Below are 25,935 nucleotides of genomic sequence, written 5' to 3'. Positions count from 1 at the left end.
TGACCTAAGTGTAGGTTGGCCAACGCTATTTGGCAAGGGGTCTGGAAAATGGCAGGTGGGAAAAGTTTATGTAACTAGAGTGGCTGATGAGACTTACGTTTTTTCACTTGCGTCACACAAACTTTTCCTACGGCATACCCGAGCATCCATAGGAAACCGGCGCCGATGAATCGAAGGTTGAGGAGGTTGCTAGGATCGTCGGCGTGGTTCCAATACACCATGCTTCGCCACGCGACGGCGGAGGAGTAGGGGGAAAGGAAAAGGATGAGAGCTGCAAAAATGCCAACACTGGAAAGGTGTTTTAGTGGCCAAGGGAGATTCGCGCGGAGGTTGTCCAGGCGAACTATGAGCCACACACCAATCGGAATCACCCACACCCAGTGGTGGAACCAGGAGAATGGTGAGATGAGGCAGGCGGTAATTCCGGCGAACCCCATCGCGAGCACCATGTTGCCGCTGAGATGGATTGCCCATACGGCAACTGCAAGTGTGATAAGTACACAGACCAGCCAAATTGCCGTGCTATTGACGTCGAAGGTACGTTCGAGTAGGCTCCGAATCGATTGGGCACCAGGATTTGAATGTTCGCCAACACGAGAGGAGTTAAAAATGGCGTAGGTCCAAAATCTATGTGCATCGGGGACAGTCAGATAGCCGATCGCTACAGTAGCCAGGAACGTACCAAAGCTCACCGCTGCGGCAGTCCAACGGCGCTTGATCAGGAATACAATGCCAAAAAACGCGGGGGTGAGTTTCAGCCCGGCTGCCAGGCCCACGCCAATTCCGGCAAAGCGATTCTTGGGGAGGAAATCCAGGGCAACTAAGGCCATGAGGATGAGGTTGATCTGGCCGTAGTGGAAGCTGCCATGCACGGGGTCAAGCGCGAGCGCGCCAACAGCAAGAGTGACGCCAAGCGCAGCGACGGTGGGCGTGATGCGTTTGCCGAGGTGCTGGAAGCACAGCAGAATTACGGCGACCAAACTCATGAAGTTCAGGCCTTGCCAGAACACAGTGACGATCCCATCTGACATCGGCGCGAGCTGCGCAAAAAGGGTGCCGGCAAAGGGTGGATAGGTAAAGGGAAGGCCTGGGACAAAGTCACCGTCGTAGAGGTTGCCACCGTCTGCGAGCTGCCGTCCAGCCAGGACGTACACAGCAAGGTCCGGCGGGAGCCATTGCGTGATGCTGTCTTTGATCGGGAGGGTTGATTCGCGCAGCAGCACCCAAAACGCAAAGAGACTAGAAATGAGTAGCACTATTTCCTCCTTCGGGCGGCAGGTTCATCGTTGCGGGAAAGTTCCCCATACAAGCCTTCGCGACGCGCCAATCGCCCCAGTCGCTGGGCCGTCACAGGGCTTGTCACTAGAGCAAAGAGAATGAGGAGGACAAGAATGCCGAGGTCACCACGCTCGGCAACGGAGAAACTTTCGCTGCCGATCACGCGAATGCCAGCGCCACCTACGGTGAGCACAAGCCCCAAGGTTTGAGGCTTGGTGATTACGTGGATACGGGAAAGGGTATCGGGGAAACGGTTCAGTCCAATGGCTGCAGCAAGCACGAGGACTGCGCCGATGGAAAGCATGATGAGGGAGATGATATCGGTCATCGGGCACCGTCCTTCTTGCGGAAGCGGGAAATCGCGATGGTGGAGATGAAACCAAGCAGAGCGATCACTAGCATGGCGTTTGCCACGGTGGTGTCGAGCGACCAACAAATGTAGGTGGCAAAGGCACATTGCAGCATTGCTGTGGTGGCGTCGAGCCCAAGAAGGCGGTCCATTGAGTTGGGGCCCACGATGATGCGATAGGTGGTGAGGATAAACGCCACGCTGAAAATGCAGGCGATGATCGTTAGCGCAATCTCATACATTATTCAAAAGTCCTGATCAGGCGGCGTTCAAATTCGGCAATTTCCGCGAAAGCTTTATCAATCTTGCTGTGAGAGGAGGCATCCAACAAATGAACAGTCCATGTGCGGTTTGCGAGGTCAATGTCAGTCACGGTTCCACCGGGCTGCAGGTTGTAGAGGGAGGTGGCAATGGTGAATACGAATTCGCTTTCCACGCGCATCGGAACCTTAATGATGGCGGAATGCGGGGTCCGCCACAGCGCCAACCAGCCAACCTGAATGGAGGCCACAACGAGCTGCCAGGCCCATTGCGCAATCAAGATGATGAGGGAGCCCACGTGGATGCGGAGCTGCCCTATGGGAAGCTTTGGCAAGGGGAGAACGTAGTGGACAAACACGCCCACCAGCAGGCCGGCTACTACGTTGCCGATGGTGAGCTCGCCCATGAGCATCACCCATAAGACGATGGTCCAAAGGATTTTCATTGGATTCCCTCCGTCTGGCGCTGGTCGATGGTGTCCGAGCCGTCGTCAAGGCGTTCTTGTTCTAGGGTACGGCCGGGTTCTTGGTTGCCAAGAACAGCGGTTCGATAGATCGAGATGTCTTGGGCTGTGGCCGCGGCTCGGCTGGTGATGCCAGAAACCGGCCCGGCAACCACCGAGACACCAAGGGAGGTGATCACCAGGGCCGCAGTGGCCGCGACCATGCCTGTTGGAGCCTTGCCGACGTCGTCACGCTCTTCAAGCTTGACCTCATCGGTGACTTCATAGAGCACACTTGGCCGTGCCATGGCGGTGGACTCGGGGGCGTCTTTGCGGTCGCGCCAGAAGGCTTTGGCCCAGACCATGACCATTGTGTACAGCGTCAGGAGGGAGGTGATGATCGCGCCGGCGACCATGATCCACGGCATTGCCCCACCCTTGGCGGCGGCGGCTTCCACAAGGATGACCTTGCCCAGGAAGCCGGAGAAAGGCGGGATTCCGCCCAGGTTAAGTGCGGGAATGATGTAGAGCAGGCCGAGGATGGGGAAGCTGCGCGCCAGGGAGCCGAGGCGGCGCAACGAGGAGCTTCCGGCTTGGCGTTCAATGAGTCCGACCACGAGGAAGAGGGCAGTTTGCACAAGGATGTGGTGAACGGCGTAGAAGATCGCGCCGGAAAGCCCTTGTTCGGTGCCAAGGGAGACGCCGAGGATCATGTAGCCGATATGGCTCACGAGCGTAAAGGAAAGGAGACGTTTGATGTCGTTTTGGGCCATTGCGCCGAGGATGCCCACCAGCATCGTGCTGAGGGCCACCCACATGAGGAGGGTGTCCAGGGTGCCGTCGGTGAACACAACGGAGCGCATGCGGATGATGGAGTACACGCCCACCTTGGTGAGCAAACCGGCGAACACGGCGGTGACCAGGGAGGGGGCGGTGGGGTAGGAGTCTGGGAGCCAACTGTCCAGAGGGAAGACGGCGGCTTTGATGCCGAATGCGATGAGTAGGACGGCGAAGATTGCGGTGTGGATGCCGGATTGCCCCATGCGTTCGGAGATCTGCGCCAAGTTCAGCGTGCCCACGGCGGCGTACACCAGTGCGATGCCGATCAGGAACACAACAGAGGAGGCCATGGAAACCATCACATAGCCAACACCTGCGCGCACACGGGCAGCGGAGGCAGAGAGTGTGAGGAGAACGTAGGACGCAACGAGGAAAACCTCGAAGCCCACATACAAGTTGAAGAGGTCCCCGGCCAGGAAGGAAAGGTTTACGCCCATGGAAAGCAGCAGGTAGGAAGGCAGGAAGACGGCCACGGGTTCGTCTTTAGAGCCGTCGCGCACACCTTGGCCGATGGCGTACCAGAACACGCAGAACAGCACCATCGCGGAAACCAGAAGCATCAGTGTGGAGAGGCGGTCCGCTACCAGTGTGATTCCAATGGGGCCGTCCCAACCGCCGATCTGGATGGTTTGGATGCCTTCCTGGTCCACGTAGTACACCATGTAGGCAGAAAGGACGATCATGAAAAACAGCGTGCCAAGTGCAACCCAACGCTGAGTTCTTGGGTAGCGAGCGAACGCCAGCGACAACGCTGCGGCGATCGCAGGCGCAATGATCGGAAGGGGAAGTAGGAGGGTAAACATCAATCCTCGCTCACTGGGGCTTCAAATGACTTTGGGCCGAAGGAGTCGCCGCGGTCTGTGAGCCGGCCGGTGGTGGGGTCGTCGGAGGCGTCGTGGTCTGGGGCTGCGGAGGCGACAGGTGGGCGCGCTGCGACTGCTGCATCCTCGGTGTCGTCTTCGATGATGTCCTCGGTGCGGTATCGGTATGCGCGGTAGGCGAGAGCCAGGATGAAGCCAGTCAAGGCCATGGAGATAACGATTGCGGTGAGGATCATGCCTTGAGCAAGAGGGTCCGCAACTTGTTCGCCGTAGATTTCGGAGTCGCGGTACTTGATTGGTGGGCTGCCTGGGGAACCACCGGCCATGAGGAGGATGAGGTTCACGCCGTTCCCGAGCAGGAGCAAGCCCATCATCATTTTGGTCATTGCGCGGTCAAGGACAAGGTACACGCCGGCGGAAATGAGTACGCCGGCCATGAGAAGGAGGGAGAAGTTTACTACCATTGCTTCACCTTCTGACGCATCTTGCGGGCACGGTCGCGGGCGCGTTGCTTACGCATCTCCTCGTCCTTGTCCAACTGGCCGCCGAGGGAGTGGAGGATGGACAGTACAAGTCCCACCACGATGAGGTACACGCCAAGGTCAAAGAGCAGGGCGCTGGCAATGTGGACGCTGCCGATGTCCCACACGAAGGAGGTGAGAGGCGGGTAGCCCAGCAGCATCGGCCATACGGCGGCGGCTGCTGAAGCGAGTAGGCCAAGGCCGAGCAGTTTCGACGGGTCCACGGGCAGTGCCTCCTCAAGTTCGTCGGGACCCCCGGCGAGGTAGCGCAGGGTGAGGGCCAGTGCTGCGACGAGACCTCCGGCGAAGCCGCCACCAGGGGCGTTGTGGCCTGCGAAGAAGAAGTAGATGGAGAGCACGATCATGGTGGGGAAGAGCATGCGGGTGACAACGTCCACCATGATGGAGCGGTTGCGCATCTTCTCGGAGTCGTTGCGCGCGGCCAGCCAGCGGCGCCCGGAGGTGACGGTGGGGCGTCGGGAGGCGCGGTGGAAGTCGCGGGTGCGGAAGACCAAGGAGGCGATTCCGATGGCGGCGATGATGAGGACGGTGATCTCGCCGAAGGTGTCCCAGGCGCGGATGTCCACCAGCAGGACGTTGACGGCGTTGGCGCCGTGGCCGATTTCGTATGCGAGGTCGGGGATCTTCACTGCGATGGGTTCCGTGGTTCGGGCGTTGATGGCGAACACGGTGAGGATCATCACGGAGAGGCCAACGGCGATGGAGAGCCAGGCGCGGAAGCGGTTGGATTTGGGGTCTTGCTTCCATTGGGTTTCGGCTGGGAAACGGCGCATAACCAGCATGAAGACCACAACGGTGGCGGTGTCTACGAGGAGTTGGGTGAGCGCCAGGTCCGGTGCGCCTTGAAGGGCAAAGATCATTGCCATGGCGTAGCCGGTGATGCCCACGAGGATGAGGGCGGACAGGCGGTTTGACTGCACCGTGGCTGCAATGGCCACGGCGATTGCAACGAATGCCACAACTGCTTGGGTGGGATTGTCCCAGAGTTGCATGCGGACGTCGTTACGCTCCCCGAGCAGGAGCGTGACCAGCGGGAGAACGGTGAGCACCGCGAAGATGATGCCGAGGTTGATCACCAGGGAGCCGCGTTGGGTGGAGGCGGTGAGGCGGAGGGAGAGGGCGCGGAGGAAGTCGAGGACGGAGTCGTAGGCCACGTTTGCGTCGCCGAGCGCCGGGGTGCCGTTGTGGAGCTTGGCAATTTGGGTGCGCTGCCAATGCATGATGCTACCTGCGACGATGATAATTGCGGAGAGGAGCAGCGGAATGGTGAAGCCGTGCCAGAGCTCCAGATGGGCACCTTCCACATGGGTGGTGATGAGGAAGTCCAGGCCAACAGGTGCAATGCCAAAAACCACGGTAAGCAAGGCAAGAACTGCAGGTGAGAAGTATTGTAGGGCGGTAATTTTGTGCATCCCTGCAACGGCTTCACTGGGTTCCTTGCCGCCGAAGGCGTAGAGAAAACGCAGGGTGTAGGCCATGGTGAGCACGGAGCCCAGGACAAGCCCCACCAGCAGTATCTGTCCAGGCAGGCCCACCAAAAGTTCTTCGTGCAGTACAGCGTCCAGTGCAGTTTCCTTTGCCACAAAGCCGAACAGCGGCGGGATGCCGGCCATGGAAGCTCCTGCGATCAGGGCGAGCACGAACAGCAATGGCTCCTTGCGCCCGAGGCCGGAGAGTTTGCGCAGGTCGCGGGTTCCGGAGGCGTGGTCGATGAGGCCCACCACCATGAACAGGCACGCCTTGAATAGTGAGTGGGCGAATGTGAGCGCAAGGCCGGCCAGCATGGCGTCCCGTGAGCCGATCCCCACGAGCGTCATGATGAAGCCCAATTGGCTTACGGTGCCGTATGCCAGGACCAGCTTGAGGTCGTTTTGGCGCAGTGACATCCACCCCGCCATCAGCATCGTAACCACACCCAGCGGCAAGATGACCAGGTGCCATGCGGGGGCAAAGTTGAAGTCGGGGGAGAGGCGGGCCACCAGGTAGATTCCGGCCTTCACCATCGCCGCGGAGTGCAGGTAGGCGGAAACTGGGGTGGGGGCGGCCATCGCACCAGGCAGCCAGAAGTGTGCGGGGGCGATGGCGGATTTGGAGAGTGCACCGGCGAGGATGAGCACCATCGCGGCGGAGATGTACGGTACGCCTTCGAGCTGGGCATTTGGAATGTCGGAAAGCTGCCACACGCCGGTTTGGGTGCCGAGGAGAACGATGCCCACCAGCATTACTAGGCCGCCAAGTGCAGTAATCATGAGCGCTTGTGTGGCGCTGCGGCGGGAGGAGGCGCGCTCGCCGTAGTAGCCCACCAGCATGAAGGAAAGCACGGAGGTGATTTCCCAGAAAACGTACATGAGCAGGAGGTTGTCGCTGATCACCAGGCCGTACATGGCAAACGCAAAGCCCACCATCTGCCCGGCGAAAAAGCGCAGGCGGCGCGGGGCTGAATCAAAATAGCCCCAGCAATACAGAAGGACAAGCGTGCCGACGCCCAAAATGATCACACTAAACAGGGCTGCTAGGGAGTCCAGGCGTAGGGTGAGGTTGAGATGCGCCTGGGGCATCCATTCATAATGGGCGGTGAGGGCGCCTCCGTCTGCAAACGTCCCTCGCGCAAACTCACGCAGGATCCAAAGTAATCCGCCGAGCGGGACAAGGGAGAGCAGGCCAAAGGCGGGGCGGCCAAGAATTTTCACGAGCACGGGTGCCGCGATTGAGGCAGCAGCGAGCAGCAGCAGCAAAAGCACCAAGTTCTTCCTTACTCATTTCGGGACACACCTAGCCTACCTGAGTCGTTCACCGGCGGCGCTGAGGGCTGCGGCCACAGATTGCGCATTGCTGCCACCAAAACCAACGGCCCATTTCTTGGTGTTGTTGTGGCAGGCGTAGATGAACGTCACGGTTGCCTCAAAGATTTCGCACTGGTGGAACTTGAGGATCTCTACGCGCCGGCCGGCATCGGCAAGCAAGTGAGTGCAGGCGGAGACTGGGCCGGAGGCGATGATGGTGTGCTCAACGCCGGAAACGGTTGCGTGGTAGGCGTTGTGGAAGCCGGGGAGCTTTTGTTCTGAGTGGATTTGGACGCGCACGCTGGCGGCTGGTGCATAGGTTGCCATGAAGGTGCGCCATTGCATGCCGGCGGCTTCTTCCGCCAAACCTTTGGGGAGGTTGCGGCCAAAGCGGGCAAAGAAGGGGTCTGTGATGGCGATCAGAGCTTGCATTGAAGTGGTCCTTAGTTGGTGGTGGAGCCGACTCCGTGTTGCTGGGGTGTTACCGACTACTTCCCGGTACGTGGGGAGCCGGTTCCCACCGCCGAGTACGTAGCCCAAGGCACTCGGGCTACTGGTACGGCGCTAAGGTTCATCACAAATGCAAACAGTAATCCCCGTCACATCAGGGTGCAAGCTGTGTCACACTTTTGGGGGTGTCCCGTATTGCAGCAGGAAGGCGGCCTCGGCCACGGCGATGTCCCGGATCTCGTTTGGATCCACGGACTCATTGGGGGAGTGGATCACGGCCAGTGGGTCCTCCACGCCAAAGAGCACAAGTTCCGCTTGGGGCGCAACCTCCAGCAGCTCGGCGCACAGCGGAATGGAGCCGCCGGAACCCTGCTTCACGGTTTCTTGTTTGCCGTAGGCTGCGGCCAGGCAGGAATCAAACAGCGCAACGCCTGGGCCGTCTAGCTTGGAGGCAAAGGGGGCGTTTACGTCTTCAATATCAACGGTGAGCTGTACATTCCATGGGGCGTGAGTGCGCAGGTGCTCGGCCAACTTGGCGGCCACCTCGCTGGCGTCCATTCCGGCAGGCACGCGCAGGTTGAGGCGCGCGGTGGCGGTTGGTGGCACGGCGTTTACGGCCTGCTCAACGGGGGTGGAGGTGAAGCCGGTGATGCTGATGGCAGGGCGCGCCCACACCATGTCTGCCGGATCGTCCTCATTGGTGCCCATGATGTCCACTCCATCACGGATGCCGGCGTCTTTGCGGAACATCTCCCGCGGGTAGCTCACGCCTGGCCATTTGGCCATGGTGTCCACGCCGTCAATTTGGGTGCGGCCGTGCTCGTCGCGCAGGGAGTCGAGGATACGAACCAGTGCGGCTACGGCGTCGGGAGCGGCGCCGCCGAAGGAGCCCGAGTGTACGGCCGCGTGCAGCGTGTCCACGGTGACGCTGAGCTGAGCGCCGCCCCGTAGCGACGTTGTCAGCGTCGGCACGCCCACCTGCTGATTGCCAGAGTCTGCGATCAGGATCATGTCTGCCTGGAAGAGCTCGGGCTGGGCCTTGATGAGCGCGGAAAGCTCCGCGCCGCCCTGCTCCTCCGAACCTTCGACCAGGAATTTGATACCGACGCCCGTGCCGCCGAGCTCAGCGACGGTGCGGAGGGCGGCGAGGTGCATCACGAGGTTGCCCTTGCAGTCTGCGGCGCCGCGGGCGTACCAGCGGCCCTCGCGCTCAGTGAGCTCATTCGCGGGCGTGATCCAGGCGGCAGGATCGCCAGCGGGAACCACGTCGTAGTGGGAGTACAACAGCACCGTTGGCTGGCCCGGCTCGGCAGCCTTGGTGCCAATGAACGTTGGCGTGTTGGTGCCGATGATCGAGGGCAGCTCAGTGACCTCTAGGCCAACTGAGGCCAGCGCCTGCTTCACCCAGGCGGCGGCCTGTGCGTGATCCGCGGCGTCTTGCTCAGTGGAATGTACTGAGTGGAAGGAGGTGATCTCCGCGAGGTCGGTGAAAATCTGGCTGCGTTGCGCCTCAACGAGGGGGCGGATGCGTGAAACGGAATCAGATATAACAGTATCCATGCCTTCCCAGCGTACTCCTGTGCCTTGCACTCGCCACCCCTGACTGCTAAAACGGGATTAGCACTTGCATAGATGGAGTGCCAGAAGTGGGTGAGGGTAGGACCACACTCAGCCTTCCCGTGCCGTCGCGGGCGCCTACTTGGAACACATGGACGTGAGTGTCGTCTCAATATATATAAGGAGTACGAAACTTATGGCTAAGATCATCGCCTTCGATGAGGAAGCACGCCGCGGCCTCGAAAAGGGCCTGAACACCCTGGCAGACGCCGTGAAGGTAACCCTGGGCCCCAAGGGCCGCAACGTGGTTCTGGAGAAGAGCTGGGGCGCGCCAACCATCACCAACGATGGTGTGTCCATCGCCCGAGAGATCGAGCTGGAAGATCCATACGAGAAGATCGGCGCTGAGCTGGTCAAGGAAGTTGCAAAGAAGACTGACGACGTAGCCGGCGACGGCACCACCACCGCCACAGTGCTGGCTCAGGCGCTGGTGCGCGAGGGTCTGCGCAACGTTGCAGCGGGTTCCAACCCAATGGGCATTAAGCGCGGCATCGAGCAGGCGGTTGCAAAGGTCACCGAAAACCTGCTGGCTTCCGCAAAGGAAGTGGAGACTGAGGAAGAGATCGCCGCTACCGCCGGCATCTCCGCTGCGGACCCAGCGATCGGCGCACAGATTGCAAAGGCAATGTACGCCGTGGGTGGCGGCAAGCTGAACAAGGAATCCGTGATCACCGTTGAGGAGTCCAACACCTTTGGTGTGGACCTTGAGGTCACCGAGGGTATGCGCTTTGATAAGGGCTACATCTCCGGCTACTTTGCAACGGACATGGAGCGCCTTGAGGCGGTGCTGGAAGACCCATACATCCTGCTGGTGTCCGGCAAGATCTCCAACATCAAGGAACTGCTGCCGCTGCTGGAGAAGGTTATGCAGTCCGGCAAGCCACTTCTGATCGTGGCTGAGGACGTGGAGGGCGAGGCCCTTTCTACCCTCGTGGTGAACAAGATCCGCGGCACCTTCAAGTCTGTAGCAGTGAAGGCACCAGGCTTTGGTGACCGCCGCAAGGCACAGCTCCAGGACATCGCAATCCTCACTGGCGGCCAGGTTATCGCAGAAGAGGTTGGCCTCTCCCTGGAGACCGCTGATCTGCCGCTGCTGGGCCGCGCGCGCAAGGTTGTGGTGACTAAGGACGACACCACCATTGTTGAGGGTGCAGGCGACCAGGCTCAGATTGAGGGCCGCGTGAACCAGATCCGTGCGGAGATTGAGAACTCTGACTCTGAGTACGACCGCGAGAAGCTGCAGGAGCGCCTTGCAAAGCTGGCCGGCGGCGTTGCCGTGATCAAGGTTGGTGCAGCAACTGAGGTGGAGCTGAAGGAGCGCAAGCACCGCATTGAGGACGCCGTGCGCAACGCCAAGGCTGCGGTTGAGGAAGGCATTGTGGCTGGCGGTGGTGTAGCCCTGCTGCAGGCTGCAACCGTGCTGGAAAATGACCTGGACCTCACCGGCGACGAGGCAACCGGCGTGAAGATCGTGCGCGAGGCACTTTCTGCGCCACTCAAGCAGATTGCCCACAACGCTGGCCTGGAGCCAGGCGTGGTTGCAGACAAGGTTTCCAACCTGCCAACCGGACAGGGCCTCAACGCCGCTACCGGCGAGTACGTGGACCTCATGGCTGCGGGCATCAATGACCCAGTGAAGGTAACCCGCTCTGCGCTGCAGAACGCGGCCTCCATTGCTGCGCTGTTCCTCACCACCGAGGCAGTGGTGGCTGACAAGCCAGAACCAGCAGCTCCTGCAATGCCAGGCGCTGATGAGATGGGTGGCATGGGCTTCTAAGCTCTACGCTGCGAGCCGCCTAGGGGAGCCCCTGGGCGGCTTTTCTCATGCCATATGTGTTGTTCCCAATAGTGGATTGAGCACGGCGTGTCTAGCGCCGATTGTGCAAACGATTGCCGCTGGCATTGCCTGAGCGGCACCTAAGAGCCTATTGGACGTGGATTTTGTGAAAATTGAGGCCTGTGGGGCACTGGTAAAGATATTTTTCTAAAAATTTTTCTTACCCTAATACGGGGTTATTGCTGCATTTTTGCGGACTGAACGGGTTGCGAATCAGTAACGATATCCTTGGGTTTTGCTGAAAACGGCTGTGAGTTCGCTTGTTACAGTGGCGTAGGCCACACTCAAGGTGTGGGGCAATCTTTGGCGAATTGACTAGCGAACGCTTGCAGACGGTGTTAGTGTTCCTAATCGAGCCACTGAGATGAGGCGCGAGCCAATAGAAACTCGGTGGGATTCCGGTCCACTCTTGGCCTCGCGCCGAGAACTTACTTCTAGGAGTACTTATGTCTTCTGATCTGTACAACTCTTTCCACGGACTCTTCTCCTTCTGGTGGGAGAACGACCTGGGCAAGGTCTTCGCCGACGCTTCCAAGGGCTTCGCTGCTCTCTTCAACACCGTTCTCGAGTTCACCGGCCAGCAGGCTGTTCCTAACGTACTCGGCGGCAAGTAATCTAGATTCCCTCTAGATCGCCATAAATTTCACTCTTTCAAGGAGATAACATGGACTTCACTCAGATCCTCAACAACATCGTTCTCGGCCTCTCCCGCCTCGGTGACTTCATCAACGGTTACAGCGCAATCCACCACGTGGTTGCAATCGTTGAGTCCCTCCCTTACTTCGGTTCTTCCGTTGTGGAGACTGTTTTCTCCGCCGGTAAGTAATTAGCCGGTAGGGGATCGTCGAACGATCTTGCAGTGGCCCGCCTAGGCATCGTCTAGGCGGGTTTTCGCTTTGTTTGTGCCCCGAAGGTAGACCTGCTGGTAAGGGGCTCGTGATTAGGTCTTGTGTCTGAGCGTTCGGCCATACCTTTGGTATTTGTGAGTTGGGGCAATTTCTGCATAATTTATGCAGATTTAGTAGATTTGGGCTACTGTTGGGTCATGTTGCTCTCTATGGCTATCAGTAATTTTCGTTCTTTTAGGGATGAAGCTGTGCTCGACCTGCAGCGGCGGGGGTTTACAACGAAGCACCCTAAAGCTGGGTCTACATGGCAAGAGAGCACTTGGCGCAGGGCGGCGCTATTTGGACCAAACGCTGCAGGAAAGTCTAACTTCCTTCTTTCAATGGGACTCTTGAATCAGGCGGTCAAGCATTCCCTCCTTCGTCCAGAGCTCACGAAGAGGCTGAGGGATCCGCATTTAGGGCATATCGAGGAACCGACGCAATTTGAACTCGAGTATGTGAGTGACGATATTCGTTATCGCTGGAACCTTATTCTTGATGACGAAGGGGTTGTTGAAGAATCATTGTTTGCAAGTCCGGTTGCGCACTGGAGGAAAGTGTTTGTGCGGCGTCGGAGTGAAATTAGCTTTGGAAATGAGATAGGCCTGCCGATTGCGGGAAAAGAGAATATTTCGCAGTTTCTCCGCCCTTGGGCGTTGACGCTATCCGCTTGGCGGACCGTGAAGTCGCCTGGCACTTACAGTGGTGCGATTGATTGGTGGAGGACATTTTTTCCGCTGATCCTTTCAAGCGATAAAGATCAAACTGCCCGTCACCAGTGGTTGGTTGAAATGGCTCAGTCGAATCGTAAGTGGCTTAGCATCTTGCGAAAAGTAGTGATGGTAGCGGACGTCGGGATCCAAGATGTGGGCATTGCGAAACACGCGCCTGAAGATGTGAAGAAAATCTACGCAAGAGTCAACGAGGATACTGCAGAAGATCAGGTGCACCTAGATGGTGAAGAACTGGAGGCTCTAGCCCGGCACCTTGTTTTTCACCATGGCAGTGGTGCAGGTGGGTTTTCGCTGCCTGAACATGAGGAGTCCTACGGAACCAAAGCGTGGTTAGATCTTGCCATTCCTGCGCTTTTTGCGCTTACCTTTGGCGGTGTCCTGTCTGTGGATGAGATCGATGGATCTTTGCACCCGTTGCTAGTTCGGGAGCTAGTTGAATTTTTTGCTGATCCACATCTGAATACAAGAGGTGCGCAGTTGCTTTTCAGTAGTCACGACCTCACGTTGCTTGGGAATCATCCTGACTCCCCATTGGATCGCGGGGAAGTATGGTTTGTTGAGAAGGCTGATTCTTACTCAGAATTGTTTGCGCTTGATGAGTTCCCCGTTCGGGAAGCCCACAACATCGAGAAGCGCTACCTTCAAGGCCGTTATGGTGCGGTGCCTTTGCCGGCTTCGGGCGATTTTGTTGAGATTCTTGATGAACTTCGTTCGGACTACAAACTGGATTAGGCTGGGGGAACGGCGATGGGCAAGAGTAGCAAAAGGCGAGGGGCGGCAAGGAGCCGCAAAGAGAAGCTTCCTGTTCTCATCATCTGTCAGGGGGAGAAGACGGAAAAGCATTACTTTTCAAGGCTAAGGCAACATCATCGAATACCTCACGTCAAAATTACGCCTTCACCCGAGTCGCCTGAGACCATCCTGGATGAACTTCAACGGGGTAGCAGGCGTGGCGGCGGTGATTCCTATTCATACGTCTTCATCGTTGTCGATTGCGACGAAACTACTCAGGCGCAATTTGCAAAGGCATTTGCGATGGCCACGAGGCTTTCGACGAAGCAAACCCAATACCGGATTGTGGTTTCCAATGAGTGCTTTGAAGTGTGGTTGTTGGCGCACTTTGAGGACGTGAAAAATAAGCATCTGTCTCGAGGTCAGCTTCAGGATCGCCTGGTGGAGTTAGGTGCAGTCAATAAGGCAAAGCCGAAACACTTGGAACATACCTTTCCAATCGAAAAGCATGCTGTGGCAACTGAGAACTGTAAAGAAATCGGGTTTGATGAGATCGGGAGTCCCAACAGCTCCGCAGTTCCATTGTTGGTTGAATTGCTCACTTCTCGATAGTAGAGGTTTAGGTGACAACTCCTATGCATGTCCACCACGTTGCTTCGGGGACATAGGAAAACACCACCCGCCACACCAGTCACAAAAACTTTTGCAACGCCTCCGCAGTCACCTTCACACTCACAGGGGGAGAAAATGTTTCCCACTGCTGCGCCAAGGTTGCTGCAAAGGGCTAAAATTGACTCATGGCTGACAATGAAAATGACCTCCCAATCATCGACCTAGCGGCAACCGAGGGGTACATTGTCGATGACTCCGATGAGGACGATCCCGTCCTGCTCAAGCCGAACGGCGAGCCGATTGAAACCTGGCGGGAAAACTATCCTTACCAGGAGCGGATGACTCGCGAGGAGTACGAGCACACCAAGCGCGCGCTTCAAATTGAACTGTTGAAGTGGCAAAACTGGACCAAGGATACGGGCCAGCGCCACATCATCCTGTTTGAGGGGCGCGACGCAGCAGGCAAGGGCGGCACCATCAAGCGCTTCAACGAGCACCTCAACCCTCGTGGTGCCCGTACCGTTGCTTTGGAAAAGCCTTCGCCACGGGAATCCACTTCTTGGTACTTCCAGCGTTACATCCAGCACTTCCCATCTGCGGGTGAGATCGTGTTCTTTGACCGCTCCTGGTACAACCGTTCCGGCGTGGAGCGCGTGATGGGTTTCTGCACGGAGTCGCAGCACGCCGAGTTCCTGCGTGAGGTGCCCATGTTGGAAAACATGATTATGGGTTCCGGCATCTCACTCACGAAGTTTTGGTTCTCCGTGTCCCAAAAGGAGCAGCGCACCCGCTTTGCCATCCGCCAGGTGGACCCCGTGCGCCAGTGGAAGCTCTCCCCAATGGACCTGGCCTCACTGGACCGCTGGGACGATTACACCCGCGCCAAGGAAGAGCAGTTCCGCTACACGGATACCGACGAATCCCCGTGGATCACCATCCGCTCAAACGATAAAAAGCGCGCCCGCATCAACGCGATGCGCTACATCTTGAGCAAGTTTGAGTACACCAACAAGGATCACGAGGTGGTGGGTGTCCCCGACCCGCAAATTGTGATGCGCGGCCGCGACCAAATCGGTGATTAGCCTGAGAAAATGCCCCCGTCTAGGGGGCATTCTTTTTTAGTGCCTGCTCAGGGGTCAATGAGTGTAGAACAATAGCGGCACCATCACTCTAGTTCTTAAGGATCACCATGTCCCCAACACCGAACCTTCGCTCAGGCGCAGCGATGCTTGCAACCTCTGCGTTAGCAGTGAGTCTCTTCCATCCAGTTGCGCACGCTCAACCAATGGAAGACGCACCGGCGCTCAACACAAAGGCCGCTGCCCAGGTAGTTTCTCCACCGCCTGGCTCACAAGGCCAATGCAAGGCCTCTGTATCCACTTCAGTGGATCAGGACTCAAATGGGGCTCAACAGAACAAGGGTATTTCCGGCCAGATGTCTATTGGCATCCAAAATTACAAGAGTGCCGCGAACAATTCCTTTACGTTCCGTCCTTGGGTTCGCGCCTACCAAGTCTCTGGGCGTGAAGTCTTGGACGCAAACATCACCTTCCAGGTTGATGGCCCATCTGGCACCTACACAATGGATGCGGTTGTTCCTAAAACTGACCCAGAAATCATCAGTACAGTACCTGTGACCCGAGTGATTGAACCCCCAGCATCCTTCCAAGATGGCGGGCCAGTAACCATCAACCTCGGCGCCTTCAACGCCAAGGGAAGGGGTTGGGGCGCTGCAGATGCCAACGCATCCATGTGGCACATTTACACCCCTTCCGGCAGCGCCGCCGGAGACATCAGTGTTCAAAGCACCGTTGATGTGACCTACAAGCCCATCACCTCAGAAAACGACCGCTGCCAACCCCTTTCCTATGACTACAGCAACGCCACCTCCGTTCCTGCAGGAAATAATCGAGATCTTGGCGTGCAGGTAAACGTAGCTTCTCCTAAAGACGCAGCCAGGATCACCGGCAGCGTGCTCCTCGATGGAGTGCCAGTGGAGGATGCGGAGGTGTTCATTGATGAAAACGGCAAGGTGTACGCCAATTTGCCAAAAGCACTGAGCGAAGAAATTGGAGTCACCGTGCAGTTGGTCGCGGCTCCACGCGAGGGCGATCCTGGTGTGCCGGTGAACATCGGAGACCCTTTCCAAATCCAAGTAACTGCACCAGCTTTTGCGGAATCCAACGAGTTGCTGCCTAATTGGCCGGATGCAACAGTGCGCGCGGGTGAGTCTGTCACCGTTGGTAACGTGGGAATGGCGCTTCCTGCAGGTGCGGAGGTTCTGAGTGCCCAGTTTGCAGACCCTGATGAAGCCGCTGCCAATGGCTGGACACTGGCATTTGATGGTGTTACTCACCAGCTCACGGTCACTGCGGCGCCAGACGCAGAAGCAGGCGATTCCGTCTCCGTACTCGTGGTGGTAAGAGATGCAGACGGCAACGTCATTGCAATTGATGACGCAACAATTACTGTTGCAGAAGAATCCGGGCCGCTGATCATCCCAGTGCCAATTCCATGGAATGGTAGCGGTTCGAGCGCACACCCCACGGGTACGCCAACTCCCCAGCCGCAGGCCTCACAGCTCAAGAGCGTGCAGCCAACCACCACTACTGCAAATGTGGTGCCCAAAGCGAAACCTCAACAGCGAGTGCTTGCCAACACAGGTGTGGCAGGAATTGCCGCCATCACTGCCATTGCAGTCATCGCCGTAATTCTCGGATCGGCACTCATGTTGCGCCGACGCAAGTAGTGCGGCCAGGAAGCTATCCTCCAAAAGCGGCACCAGACAATCCCCCCCAGAATTGTCTGGTGCCACCTGTTTATTGTGCGGGCGCAGGAGCGTAGCTACCAGCGGCACTCAGGCGAGCGGTGGCGTCGAGAAGCATTGCAACCTCTGCCTCCTTGCCGCCTGGGAGCCTGCGCTCGACGATCGGCGTGAACAGGGGCTTTGCTCCGATCATGCCCGCCTCAAAGTCAGCGGCGCCCTGCTGGAGCCTGCGGGTAGCGCGCTCAAGCCAACGATCACGCGCCTCCGAGCCAAGCTGCTGCGCCACCGCTTGCGCGAACACGCCGGGGTGGGCATACACCACCAGCGCACCCACATGGCCAAAGCCCAGTGACGTCAGCGCAGCGGCTTTCACCTCGGGGAGCTGGAGGGGCTCGCGCAGCCACACCAAATTGCGCGCCTTGGGGGCGATCAGGGGATCCACACAGTCCAAGGAAACGTTTGCGGGGATGCGGCTGGTGCGGAAGACGTCGATGATCCCGCCGGTCTGGAACAGCGCCGCGCCCGCCTTGGAGTGGCCGGTGAGCGTTTTTTGGGAGATCACGAACATCGGCTGGTGTGGGTCGCGCCCGATTGCTGGCCAGAGGATGGAATGCAGCTCGGACTCGTTGGGGTCATTGGCGTTGGTGGAAGTGTCATGTTTGGAGAGCACGGTGACGTCGTTGGGGAAAGCCCCAGGCCGCGCAAGCTGCGGGCCAGCGTGGAGTCCACTCCACCAGTGCCAGCGCCCAAGGCGCCAAGGCCCGGCGCGGGGATGGAGGTGTGTGCGCCGTCGCCGTAGGAGGCAGCGTGCGCCACCACCGCATACACCGGCAAACCCAGCTCGGCGGCCAGCGAGCCACGCACCAGCAGGACCGTGCCGCCGCCCTCGCCCTCCAGGAAGCCGCCGCGGCGGCGGTCGTTGGCCCTGGAAATGAAGCGATTATCAATGCCTTGGGCGGTCATCTTTGCCGTTTCCGCGGTGGCGTTCATGTCACCAAAGCCAGTGAGTGATTCCACCTGGACGTCGTCAATGCCACCGGCGATCACCACGTCCGCCTTGCCCAGCCGGATTTTGTCCACGCCTTCCTCAATGGACACCGCCGCGGTGGCGCAGGCGCCGATGGGGTGGATCATGGAGCCATAGCCGCCAACGAGCGACTGCATAGTGTGCGCCGCGATCACGTTAGGCAGCGCCTCCTGGAGGATGTCGCTGGGGCGCTCTTCCCCGAGGAAGCGGCTCACAAACACCTTGTGCAGCGATTCCATGCCGCCGATGCCGGTGCCCTGGGTGGTGGCTACCTTTGTTGGATGCACCGCTTGCAGCAGCTCGGCGGGAGTGAAGCCGGCTTGAGTGAAGGCGTCGATGGCAGTGACCAGGTTCCATACGGCCATGCGGTCGAGGCTGTCCACCATGTTCGCCGGGATGCCCCAGTTCGCGGGGTCAAACCCGTCCGGCATCTGGGCGGCCACGGTGCGGCTCAGCGTTGCCCGGCGCGGCACCCTAGCGGTAGCACCTTTGCGGCGGGTGACTTCCCACTCACCGTCAACTTCCCTGATGGAGGTGAAGTTGGGGTCTGCGGCGAGGATGTCTTCTGCCTCAGCGCGGGTGGGCACCAGGAAGGTGATGTCTCGGTCCAGGTGGACGGTGGTGAGGTCAATGGAACCCTGGTTGTGTAGGTGGTATTTGTCCGTGAGCGTGCGGATCCCGCTGCGTGCCACCACCTCATCGCGGAAGCGTTCAAAGATCTCCGCCTCCGGCACTTCCTGGCCGTCCTCGGTGTACCAGCCTGGGCGTGGGGTATCAGCCCAGCTCACCAGGCCCGTCATCCATGCGAGCTCCAGCACACCCGCGGCGGTGAGGTCACAGGTGCCGTCGCGCCCCAGCCCGTACTCGGCCTCGTATCGAGTGCGCCCGGAGCCCCAGGAGCTAACCTCGCCAACGCCGGCGATCACCACCATGTCTTCCAGGGCAGTTTCGACGCGCCCAAGGCCCGCAATTTCCGCAGGTTGGGTGGGCGAGCTCGCGTTTGGCAGGGCAGGGATGGAGACCGGAGTTTGGCGTGTTTCGCTTGGGGTGTTGGCAGGGGCAAGGGCGCGGATGTCGATGCGCTGCTTGCCGAGGCCGCCGGTGAGGTCCGCCTCGATTGGGGCTTGCGTGGCCTGCTCGCGGGCCTCAGGGGTGGCGAGTTTGAGCAGTTCAGAGGCAATCTCTTGGGTGTCCCATACATGGACGCCGAGTTCGCGCACGGCGGGGATGAGGGCGTCGTTTCCGCTCATGAGGTGTGTGCCTGCTACCCAGCCGATCTGGGCGTGTGCCAGCGTGACTTTATCTGCCCACACCTTCTCCGAGTGCCACTTGGTCACCATGGCGTCTAGGGCTGCCTTGACTTCGCCGTAGGCGCCGTCGCCGCCGAACATGCCGCGGTTTGGGGAACCTGGCAGAACCACATGGCAGCGCTTGGAAATCTTGGCCACGCCTGCCACCATGCGCTCCACAGACCACAAGAGCACCCTCGCCTGAGTTTCGGTGGCAGGACCGGCGTCAGCAAGTGAGCCGGACACCGCGGGAGCGGCGAAGGGGAACATCAGCGTGGGAGCCAGCGCTTCCTTGAGCACCTTGACCTCATTGCCCACCGATTCTCGCTGCTTGGTGCCAATCCACTCAGTGAGGGCATCCACGTCTCGGAAAGAATTGAGGTTGGCGGGGACGAGCCAGAGGGCGGCGCCGGCGCGGGCATGGGTGGCGTAGAGTGTGCGCGCGAATTCCTTGCGGGCTTGGTCCACTTTGGAGGCGGTCATGATCACGGTGGCACCGCCGGCTAGGAGTTGCGCGGCAATGGCCTGTGCGATCGATCCGGGTGCAGCGCCGGTGACGAGCGCTATTTCTTTGGCGTACTGGCCGGGGTCGGTGCTGCGCGCGGTCTGCGCCACCTGTTCCAGTAGCTCTGCGTGCTGTGGGGTGTGGGTGGCCCACCATTCGGCTTGCTCGGCTACTTGTTCGCCGGCGCCATGGAAGTGTTCTACCGGGAAGTCGCGCTGGCCGAGGGCCAGGCGGGTGAGGTCCTCGCGGGCTTGTGCCCAGGCGTCGTCAAAGAGCACGGCGCGCAAGGGGTCAAAGGTGGGGGTCACACTGCGCAGCCAATTGGAGCCGAGCTCGTGTTCCATCGCAGTGAACAGTGCGCTGTGGTCCTCGGGTTCCTCTGCGGAGTGCTCGTGCGCAACGCCGAGCTTTTCCAGCAGGGTGCGGGCGGTGTCTGCGAGTGCTGCAGTCATTTCCTCTGAGTAGGCCTGGAGAGCTGCGGAGTCCACCACCTCGTGGGTGCCCGTGGCTGCCTCGGTGAGGCGCACGCCCTGCCTGTCTGCGACGGCGCGGATGGCAGCGTCGAAAAGCGCTTCTGCCTCGGCCTTTGTGCCTGCTGTAGTTGGGAGCGTGGCCAGGGTGCCGCCGCGGACGGAGTCTTCCTCGCGGGTGCCCAGCAGGAGTTCGGCTTGGACGGCGGGCAGCCAGCTTTGAGGCAGGCCGAAGGCGCCCAGGCGCTGTTCCACCGCCGCCGGTTTGAGGCCGGAGGCGCCGAGGAGCTGGCGCAGGCGGGTGGTGATGGCCTCGCTGAGAACAGGGCCGAACGCCTGGTAGCCGGGGGCGGCGGCGTTCACGCGCTCGCGGAGGGTGGCTACGTCTGCCTCCGCGGCGCCATCGATTGCGGGTACACCGATTTCCACGCTCATGTCCATGAGGAGTTGGTTGCGCCTGGAGGACACGCCGTTGGTGAGGTCTTGGATGGTGTCACCGGGTGTGATCTGCTCCGGGCGGATCTTGTTTTGGTAGGCGAAGAGCACCAAGATGGCGTCTTCAGCACGGAAGTGGAGCTCGCTCACGGAGGCAGCGGTAGGAGTTGGGGTGGGTGCGGCGGCGGAGGAGGGTGCGGCGGAGGTGGGGGCTTCAACTTCTGCCGGCGCCTCCTCCACAACGAGCTCTTCCTCCGCACTCACTGGCGCCGCGGTGACGTCTTCCATGAGGATTTGCGCGAGGTCGCGTTCGGCATTGCGTACTGGCAGGTTCACTCCACGCACTTCCATGGAGCGTTTGGCCAGGTTGGTGAGTGTGGGGCTGGAGGCCAAGCCCACCTCAAGGAGTTCTTCCACGTTGTCAAACAGCACGTCTTGGGTTTCAATCCACCGCACTGGGGAAGCAAACTGCCAGCTCAACAGCGCGATGAGCAGTGTGCGGGCCAGTGTTTGGGGGTCGGTTTCTGTAACGCGCAAGTCTTCCAAGCCGCTGTCTGGAGCGAGCTGGGCGGTGGCGTCCACAAATTCTTGGGTGAGCTCGAAGGGGCGCGCCACGAGGTTGGGGATGTAGCGGCCCACCAGGGCGTCCAGGTCCAAGGTGGCCGGCAGGAGTTCGTTGAGCTTTTCGGCAAAGGCAGCAACGCCGTCGCGCAGCACGCGGGAGTGGAAGGGGACGTCGATGCCAGGCACGATCACCAGCGCCCGTTCGTGTACCTGCGCCGTGCGGGCTTCTAAAGCTGCGAGGCCCGCCTTGGTGCCCGCCACTGAGTATTGCTGGCCAGCGATGTTGTAGTTCACAATCTCCAGGAACTCCCCGGATTCGCGCGCCACCTGGGCAACGTATTCCTCCACGTCCTCGGCAGCCACGCCAAGCATGTTGGGCCGCAGCGCGCCCATGGCGTAATTGGACTCACCGTTGGCGTCGCGGGGAACCAGCGTAGCCATGGCGGAGCCACGGGAGTACACAATGTCTATCACTGCCTCTAGGTCAAAGATGTTCGCCATGCATGCCAGTGCCGTGTATTCACCCAGTGAGTGGCCGGCGTACATGCTGCCGTTTTGCACCACGCCGGCCTCGCGCAGGCGTTGGGTTTGGGCGTAGGCCACCACGGCGAGTGCCACCTGAGTGAATTGGGTGAGGTGCAGCACGCCTTGGGGGTGGCGGAAGGTTTGCTCGCCCACAACGAGGGTGGTGGGGTTGTGGTCCACCACCTCGATGATGGAAAAGCCCAGTGCGGAGGTGGTGTGTTGGTCGGCGCGCTGCCACACGGCGCGGGCGGCTGGTGACACCTGGCGGTCTGCCTGCCCCATCCCTGGGGTTTGGATGCCCTGACCTGGGTAGATGTATGCGGTGCGCTTTGGTGCGAGCAGGCCTTGGGCTTGGGAGACCACTGCGCCTTCGATGCGGCAGGTCACCTCCACCGCGGCTTGGGTTCCCGCGCGGCCTACGCGCTCCACGGTGATCTCCACTTCGTCGCCGAGCTGCACCATCCCGTACATGGAGTAGGCCCAGGCCTGCACGGTGCCGTGGGTTGCGGCTTGGTGCTGTGCGGTGGCGGAAAGCCACATGCCGTGCACCAGTGGTGCATCAAGATCCACGAGTTTGGCGGCGTTGGTGGAGGTGTGGATGGGGTTGTAGTCACCGGAAACGATTGCAAACGGGGTCATGTCCATCGGCGCTTTCACCACGGTGCGTGACATAAAGCTGCGCGGCGTGGCGCTTACCTCAGCAAGCGGCGGCAGCGCGGCGGGGGCCTGCGGTGCCTCGGCGCGCCCCCTGATCGCGAAGCGCTGAGTCTGCGTTGCCACGAGCGTGCCTTGGGCGTCGGAAAGCTCCAGCTCAACCGTGACCACCCTGCCCGCGGAGGATTCCTGGATACTTGCGCAGCGGGAGGTCACGGTGAAGCGCCCCGGCCGCAGTGGGCGAAGCAGCGTGACCACATGATCCAGATGCACCGCGTTGAGCAGGCCCTCGATCACTGGGAAACCATCCTCAAGGACTCCGGTGCCCAGCGCTGCATAAATGGCAGGCCAGCACGGTCCCACCAGCACATCAGGGGTGCCGACGGGCCCAAGGCCCGCACCAGTCACCGCAGTATGGGCCCGCAGCAGGTGCTCGGTCAGGGTGAAGCTGTAGTGGATGTTCCCTTCGGCATCAGCGGTGGGAAGGGCGGTGATGGCATCGCCGGATTCAGAGGTGGAACCCACGCCGGCAACACCTGCGAGCAGGGCAAACACTGCCTCCGACAGGCGGGAATCATCCACCAGTGGGGCAGCACCCGTGCCTGCGCCCTCCGGGATGAGCACTGGGATGTCCACATGCGCCACATGGAATGGGCGGGATTCTGGGGGCAGGGTATCCCATGCGGAATCGGCGTGGACGCGCAGCACGATGCCGGCCTCAGTGTGCTCAATCGTGCAGGCGTGTTCTCCCAGGCGAGCCGCCGGATTAGAGATGGTGCGGCCGTGCCACACCAGGGTCGGGCTCGTGCGCAGATAGGCTTCCACCGTTGGGGCGGCGCCCAGGCGGGCAAACTGCTCAGTGGGCACCGCTCCGTGGGAAAGCAGCAAGTTGGTGGTGCCGTCCTCAAAACGCTGCAAGAGCTGCGCCACCGGCTCGTTGGCTTCGGTGATACCGGCCACGGACACCGGGCCTGGGATCACGCGGACCGCGGAAGCAGGGTAGCGCGGGTCGTGGCACTGCCAGAGGGTGTCTTTCCCAAACCACTCTTTGAGGTCCGCGTCCAGTGCTGCGGTCCACGGCATCGGCTTGGGGTGTTTGCGGTGCAGGGAGGTGAACCAGGCGGCGTCACGCGCGAGCACCGTGGTGGTCTCTGCCTGTGGGTAGGTGGCGCGCAGGCGCTCCAGAGCGGCAGGGGCATCCGCGGCGCTTTCTACCGTGGGGAAGAGCGTTTGCACTGGGCCGTGATCTTGAGGATGCAGGCGCGCCTCGATGCGTTGCAGCAGTTCGTGCCAGCGATCCAGCCACGTTGGGTCCTGCCACGGGAAGGCAAGCTCCGCGAATCGGGTAGCCCACTGGGCGTAGGTGAAAGTGGTGACGTCCCCGAAATACGGCTTCGCAGTGCGTTCCAGAGCTGCGATGATCTCCTCGCGGTGTGCCGGGTATTCCTCGATTGGCAGGGAGGTGATCAGGCGGGAGGCGGCGGCAAAATCGTTGTCCAGCTCGTGCAGGTCCGCCAGGAGGTGCGACTGGCTCGACGCCACCCCGCCGGCCGCCTTCCCGCGGCCTACCCAACCGCCATTGTCCTGTGGGCTCAGGCCCGGAGTATCCACCAAAAGCTGCTTGACCTGTGGGGATGTCTTGGCCTCCTTGCAGGCCATTGCTACCGTACCCACAAACACTGCGTCTACTGGCATTTGCACCATACCGTGCTTGGTAGACCACCGTCCGGTGAGGTACTCCGCCGCGCGCTGCGGGGAGTGGAAACCGCCACCTACGGCGATAGCGATGTTTTCCTGCTCACGCATTGCTGCGTAGGTTTCCAGCAGCATCTCATCAAGATCCACCCAACTGTGGTGTCCGCCGGCATGGCCGTCTTCAATTTGCACGATGATGCGCTGATCCGGGTTCTGCTTGGCAATTTCCACACAGGCCCGAATCTGCTCCACCGTTCCAGGTTTGAAGCTGATGTGCGCGAATCCCTCCTTGCGCAGTGTGCGAAGCAACTCAGCGGCCTCATCCGGCTCCGGGATGCCGGCGGAGATTGTCACACCATCAATTGGGGCACCATTTGCCCTTGCCTTTGGCACAATCCGCGACACCCCAAATTGCAGGTTCCACATGAAGCGGTCAAAGAACATCGTGTTGAACTGCGCGGCGCGGCCTGGGGCCAGCAGGCGCGTGAGGTTGTTCTTGTGCTCCAGGAAAATCTCCTCAGAGTACATGCCACCTCCGGCGAGCTCAGTCCAGAAGCCCGCGTTGGCAGCAGCCGCCACGATTTCCGCATCCACGGTGGTTGGTGTCATGCCGCCGAGCATGATGGGGGAGCGCCCCGTCCACTCAGTAAACCGGGTCTGCGTGTAGGTGTTGCCGTTGGGCAGGCGGACCACCTTAGGGGCGAACTGTGCGTAGTTGGTGGCGCGGGGGAGGGTGAAGCCGGCGGTGCCGATGAGGTCACGGGCCTGCGGGGTGTGCGCGGAAACGATTGCCTGGCCGCTGCCTGCGATCAGCGCGCTCGTGATTGTGCTGAGGCGCTCATCCAAGCTGAGCAGGTGTGTGGCCTTGAGGCCGGCTACGGTAGATGGCCAGTCATGTGGATCCACCAATATTTCCTGGGCGAGCTTGCGGGCTATTTCCTCTGAGTAGCCACATGTGGCGGCGTACTGCACGGTGAGCTCCACCGCGGGCTGCAGGCTGGAGTGGTGGAATGGCAGGGCTACAGGCAGGAGGTCGAAGCTGAGCTGGAGTTCCGTGCCGCCGCGGGTGCGCTGCTCCAGGGCGGCGTTGTTCTTGGCCACTTGCTGTTCGAGGTTGTGTTGGGTGGCGGCAAGTGCTGCGGGCGTACCGGAAAGCACGAGGTGGTGTGGGCCGTTGATAACGGCTAACTCGGTGGCGTCGGAAAGGTGTGCCGTGACGAACTCCTTGCTGGCGCCGCGGACGGAGAGCATTTGTGGGCGCTGCTCGTGGGAGCCGTGGACGGTGGCGGCGGCGGTGCCCATGAGGACGGCGATGCCGAGTGCCTGCGCCGGGTCCTGGACCGCCGCGACGCCGAGGCTGCCCTGGGAGTGGCCGGCCAATTGGGCTGTGGCGGGGTTGATGCCCACCTCTTGGAGATGATCGAGCGCGGCGATCTGGCCCAGCACGATGCCAGGGATGCTCACCGCGGGTAGCGTGACGCGCGCCGTGCCGGTGGTGCTGATGAGGGCGTCCAGGGTGGTGAACAGTCCTGGGGTGGTGCTGGCGAGTTCTCGGGCAAGTGGGGCGGTGCTCTGCTTGACTTCTTGGAGCAGTGCGCGCAGGCGATTGGCGGTGTGCGGGCTTTGTGCTGCTTGGGCGAGTGTGTCTTGCCAGGCGCTGGCTTGGCCCTGGAAGAGGATCGCGGGAGCGGTGATGGGCGTGGGCATTATGCCTCCTAGGTCTGCGACGCGCTAAAGTTACGCGGTAGTAACCTACTATGGCGTAGGTTTCCCCTCTGGGGAAGAACATGAGGCAAATCTCACATTTAGTGCTGCGCTG

Annotated in this window: 16 protein-coding genes and 1 pseudogene; 7 read left to right on the top strand and 10 right to left on the bottom strand. The window is 60.4% G+C overall.

Annotated elements, in window-relative coordinates; all coding sequences use genetic code 11:
• Window positions 1–74: 74 nt before the first annotated feature.
• The 9 genes from NQ018_RS08120 to NQ018_RS08080 all read right to left on the bottom strand — a co-directional run bounded on the left by NQ018_RS08120 (window position 75) and on the right by NQ018_RS08080 (window position 9,326).
• Window positions 75–1,256, bottom strand: coding sequence for a glycosyltransferase 87 family protein (locus tag NQ018_RS08120; protein ID WP_257060247.1), 1,182 nt, complete (start codon window positions 1,254–1,256; stop codon window positions 75–77).
• The gene (locus NQ018_RS08115; RefSeq protein WP_257038200.1) at window positions 1,256–1,606 is read right to left on the bottom strand and encodes a monovalent cation/H(+) antiporter subunit G; all 351 of its coding nucleotides are present in this window, start codon (window positions 1,604–1,606) and stop codon (window positions 1,256–1,258) included. Before NQ018_RS08115 ends, NQ018_RS08120 begins: the two co-directional genes overlap by 1 nt.
• Window positions 1,603–1,869, bottom strand: a complete 267-nt coding sequence (locus tag NQ018_RS08110) for a monovalent cation/H+ antiporter complex subunit F (protein WP_257038199.1) — start codon at window positions 1,867–1,869, stop codon at window positions 1,603–1,605. Before NQ018_RS08110 ends, NQ018_RS08115 begins: the two co-directional genes overlap by 4 nt.
• Complete coding sequence (locus NQ018_RS08105; RefSeq protein ID WP_257053520.1) at window positions 1,869–2,333, bottom strand: Na+/H+ antiporter subunit E; 465 nt, start codon at window positions 2,331–2,333, stop codon at window positions 1,869–1,871. Before NQ018_RS08105 ends, NQ018_RS08110 begins: the two co-directional genes overlap by 1 nt.
• Window positions 2,330–3,973 carry a Na+/H+ antiporter subunit D gene (locus NQ018_RS08100; RefSeq protein WP_257060245.1) on the bottom strand — a complete coding sequence of 548 codons (1,644 nt, stop codon included), beginning with the start codon at window positions 3,971–3,973 and terminating at the stop codon, window positions 2,330–2,332. The genes NQ018_RS08105 and NQ018_RS08100 overlap by 4 nt, the downstream gene beginning before the upstream one ends.
• Window positions 3,973–4,455 carry a Na(+)/H(+) antiporter subunit C gene (locus NQ018_RS08095; RefSeq protein ID WP_257038196.1) on the bottom strand — a complete coding sequence of 161 codons (483 nt, stop codon included), beginning with the start codon at window positions 4,453–4,455 and terminating at the stop codon, window positions 3,973–3,975. The genes NQ018_RS08100 and NQ018_RS08095 overlap by 1 nt, the downstream gene beginning before the upstream one ends.
• On the bottom strand, window positions 4,449–7,277 hold the full coding sequence (locus tag NQ018_RS08090; RefSeq protein ID WP_257060244.1) for a Na+/H+ antiporter subunit A: 2,829 nt from the start codon (window positions 7,275–7,277) through the stop codon (window positions 4,449–4,451). The genes NQ018_RS08095 and NQ018_RS08090 overlap by 7 nt, the downstream gene beginning before the upstream one ends.
• Before the next feature lie 33 nt (window positions 7,278–7,310).
• Complete coding sequence (locus tag NQ018_RS08085) at window positions 7,311–7,748, bottom strand: acetyl-CoA acetyltransferase (protein ID WP_257060243.1); 438 nt, start codon at window positions 7,746–7,748, stop codon at window positions 7,311–7,313.
• Between the two features lie 189 nt (window positions 7,749–7,937).
• Window positions 7,938–9,326 carry a dipeptidase gene (locus NQ018_RS08080; protein WP_257060242.1) on the bottom strand — a complete coding sequence of 463 codons (1,389 nt, stop codon included), beginning with the start codon at window positions 9,324–9,326 and terminating at the stop codon, window positions 7,938–7,940.
• A 193-nt stretch (window positions 9,327–9,519) separates the two neighbouring features.
• Here NQ018_RS08080 and groL point away from each other — a divergent pair, with 193 nt between their 5' ends.
• The 7 genes from groL (at window position 9,520) to NQ018_RS08045 (ending at window position 16,934) form a co-directional block, all read left to right on the top strand.
• Window positions 9,520–11,160 (top strand): chaperonin GroEL, encoded by a 1,641-nt coding sequence (gene groL, locus NQ018_RS08075; RefSeq protein ID WP_257038192.1) that lies wholly within the window; start codon window positions 9,520–9,522, stop codon window positions 11,158–11,160.
• Window positions 11,161–11,666: 506 nt separating this feature from the next.
• Complete coding sequence (locus tag NQ018_RS08070) at window positions 11,667–11,834, top strand: hypothetical protein (RefSeq protein ID WP_257060241.1); 168 nt, start codon at window positions 11,667–11,669, stop codon at window positions 11,832–11,834.
• 50 nt (window positions 11,835–11,884) lie between these two features.
• Entirely contained in the window at window positions 11,885–12,046 is a 162-nt protein-coding gene (locus tag NQ018_RS08065; RefSeq protein WP_257060240.1) for a hypothetical protein, read from the top strand.
• Window positions 12,047–12,277: 231 nt separating this feature from the next.
• A complete protein-coding gene (locus NQ018_RS08060; RefSeq protein ID WP_257060239.1) occupies window positions 12,278–13,573 on the top strand; it encodes an AAA family ATPase in 1,296 nt (431 codons plus the stop codon).
• Window positions 13,574–13,588: 15 nt separating this feature from the next.
• Window positions 13,589–14,185, top strand: a complete 597-nt coding sequence (locus NQ018_RS08055; protein WP_257060237.1) for an RloB family protein — start codon at window positions 13,589–13,591, stop codon at window positions 14,183–14,185.
• A gap of 185 nt (window positions 14,186–14,370) precedes the next feature.
• Window positions 14,371–15,267, top strand: a complete 897-nt coding sequence (ppk2, locus tag NQ018_RS08050; protein WP_257038189.1) for a polyphosphate kinase 2 — start codon at window positions 14,371–14,373, stop codon at window positions 15,265–15,267.
• A gap of 107 nt (window positions 15,268–15,374) precedes the next feature.
• Window positions 15,375–16,934: a hypothetical protein gene (locus tag NQ018_RS08045; protein ID WP_257060235.1), complete on the top strand. Its 1,560-nt coding sequence runs from the start codon at window positions 15,375–15,377 to the stop codon at window positions 16,932–16,934.
• A gap of 70 nt (window positions 16,935–17,004) precedes the next feature.
• Here NQ018_RS08045 and NQ018_RS08040 read toward each other — a convergent pair.
• Window positions 17,005–25,823 (bottom strand): annotated as a pseudogene (locus NQ018_RS08040) (fatty acid synthase subunit beta domain-containing protein).
• Window positions 25,824–25,935: the final 112 nt, after the last annotated feature.

Origin of the sequence: Corynebacterium kozikiae, from assembly GCF_024580965.1 — a bacterium.
Lineage (GTDB): Bacteria > Actinomycetota > Actinomycetes > Mycobacteriales > Mycobacteriaceae > Corynebacterium > Corynebacterium kozikiae.
Note: the sequence above shows the minus strand (reverse complement) of the source record. Positions and strands in the feature narration are given on the sequence as shown.

Bases quoted from the DNA above. Each gene is read 5' to 3' on its own strand.
- NQ018_RS08080 (WP_257060242.1), bottom strand. From the start codon at position 9,326: ATGGATACTGTTATATCTGATTCCGTTTCACGCATCCGCCCCCTCGTT.
- NQ018_RS08085 (WP_257060243.1), bottom strand. From the start codon at position 7,748: ATGCAAGCTCTGATCGCCATCACAGACCCCTTCTTTGCCCGCTTTGGC.
- groL (WP_257038192.1), top strand. From the start codon at position 9,520: ATGGCTAAGATCATCGCCTTCGATGAGGAAGCACGCCGCGGCCTCGAA.
- NQ018_RS08045 (WP_257060235.1), top strand. From the start codon at position 15,375: ATGTCCCCAACACCGAACCTTCGCTCAGGCGCAGCGATGCTTGCAACC.
- ppk2 (WP_257038189.1), top strand. From the start codon at position 14,371: ATGGCTGACAATGAAAATGACCTCCCAATCATCGACCTAGCGGCAACC.
- NQ018_RS08070 (WP_257060241.1), top strand. From the start codon at position 11,667: ATGTCTTCTGATCTGTACAACTCTTTCCACGGACTCTTCTCCTTCTGG.
- NQ018_RS08060 (WP_257060239.1), top strand. From the start codon at position 12,278: ATGGCTATCAGTAATTTTCGTTCTTTTAGGGATGAAGCTGTGCTCGAC.
- NQ018_RS08055 (WP_257060237.1), top strand. From the start codon at position 13,589: ATGGGCAAGAGTAGCAAAAGGCGAGGGGCGGCAAGGAGCCGCAAAGAG.
- NQ018_RS08065 (WP_257060240.1), top strand. From the start codon at position 11,885: ATGGACTTCACTCAGATCCTCAACAACATCGTTCTCGGCCTCTCCCGC.
- NQ018_RS08110 (WP_257038199.1), bottom strand. From the start codon at position 1,869: ATGTATGAGATTGCGCTAACGATCATCGCCTGCATTTTCAGCGTGGCG.
- NQ018_RS08095 (WP_257038196.1), bottom strand. From the start codon at position 4,455: ATGGTAGTAAACTTCTCCCTCCTTCTCATGGCCGGCGTACTCATTTCC.
- NQ018_RS08100 (WP_257060245.1), bottom strand. From the start codon at position 3,973: ATGTTTACCCTCCTACTTCCCCTTCCGATCATTGCGCCTGCGATCGCC.
- NQ018_RS08115 (WP_257038200.1), bottom strand. From the start codon at position 1,606: ATGACCGATATCATCTCCCTCATCATGCTTTCCATCGGCGCAGTCCTC.
- NQ018_RS08105 (WP_257053520.1), bottom strand. From the start codon at position 2,333: ATGAAAATCCTTTGGACCATCGTCTTATGGGTGATGCTCATGGGCGAG.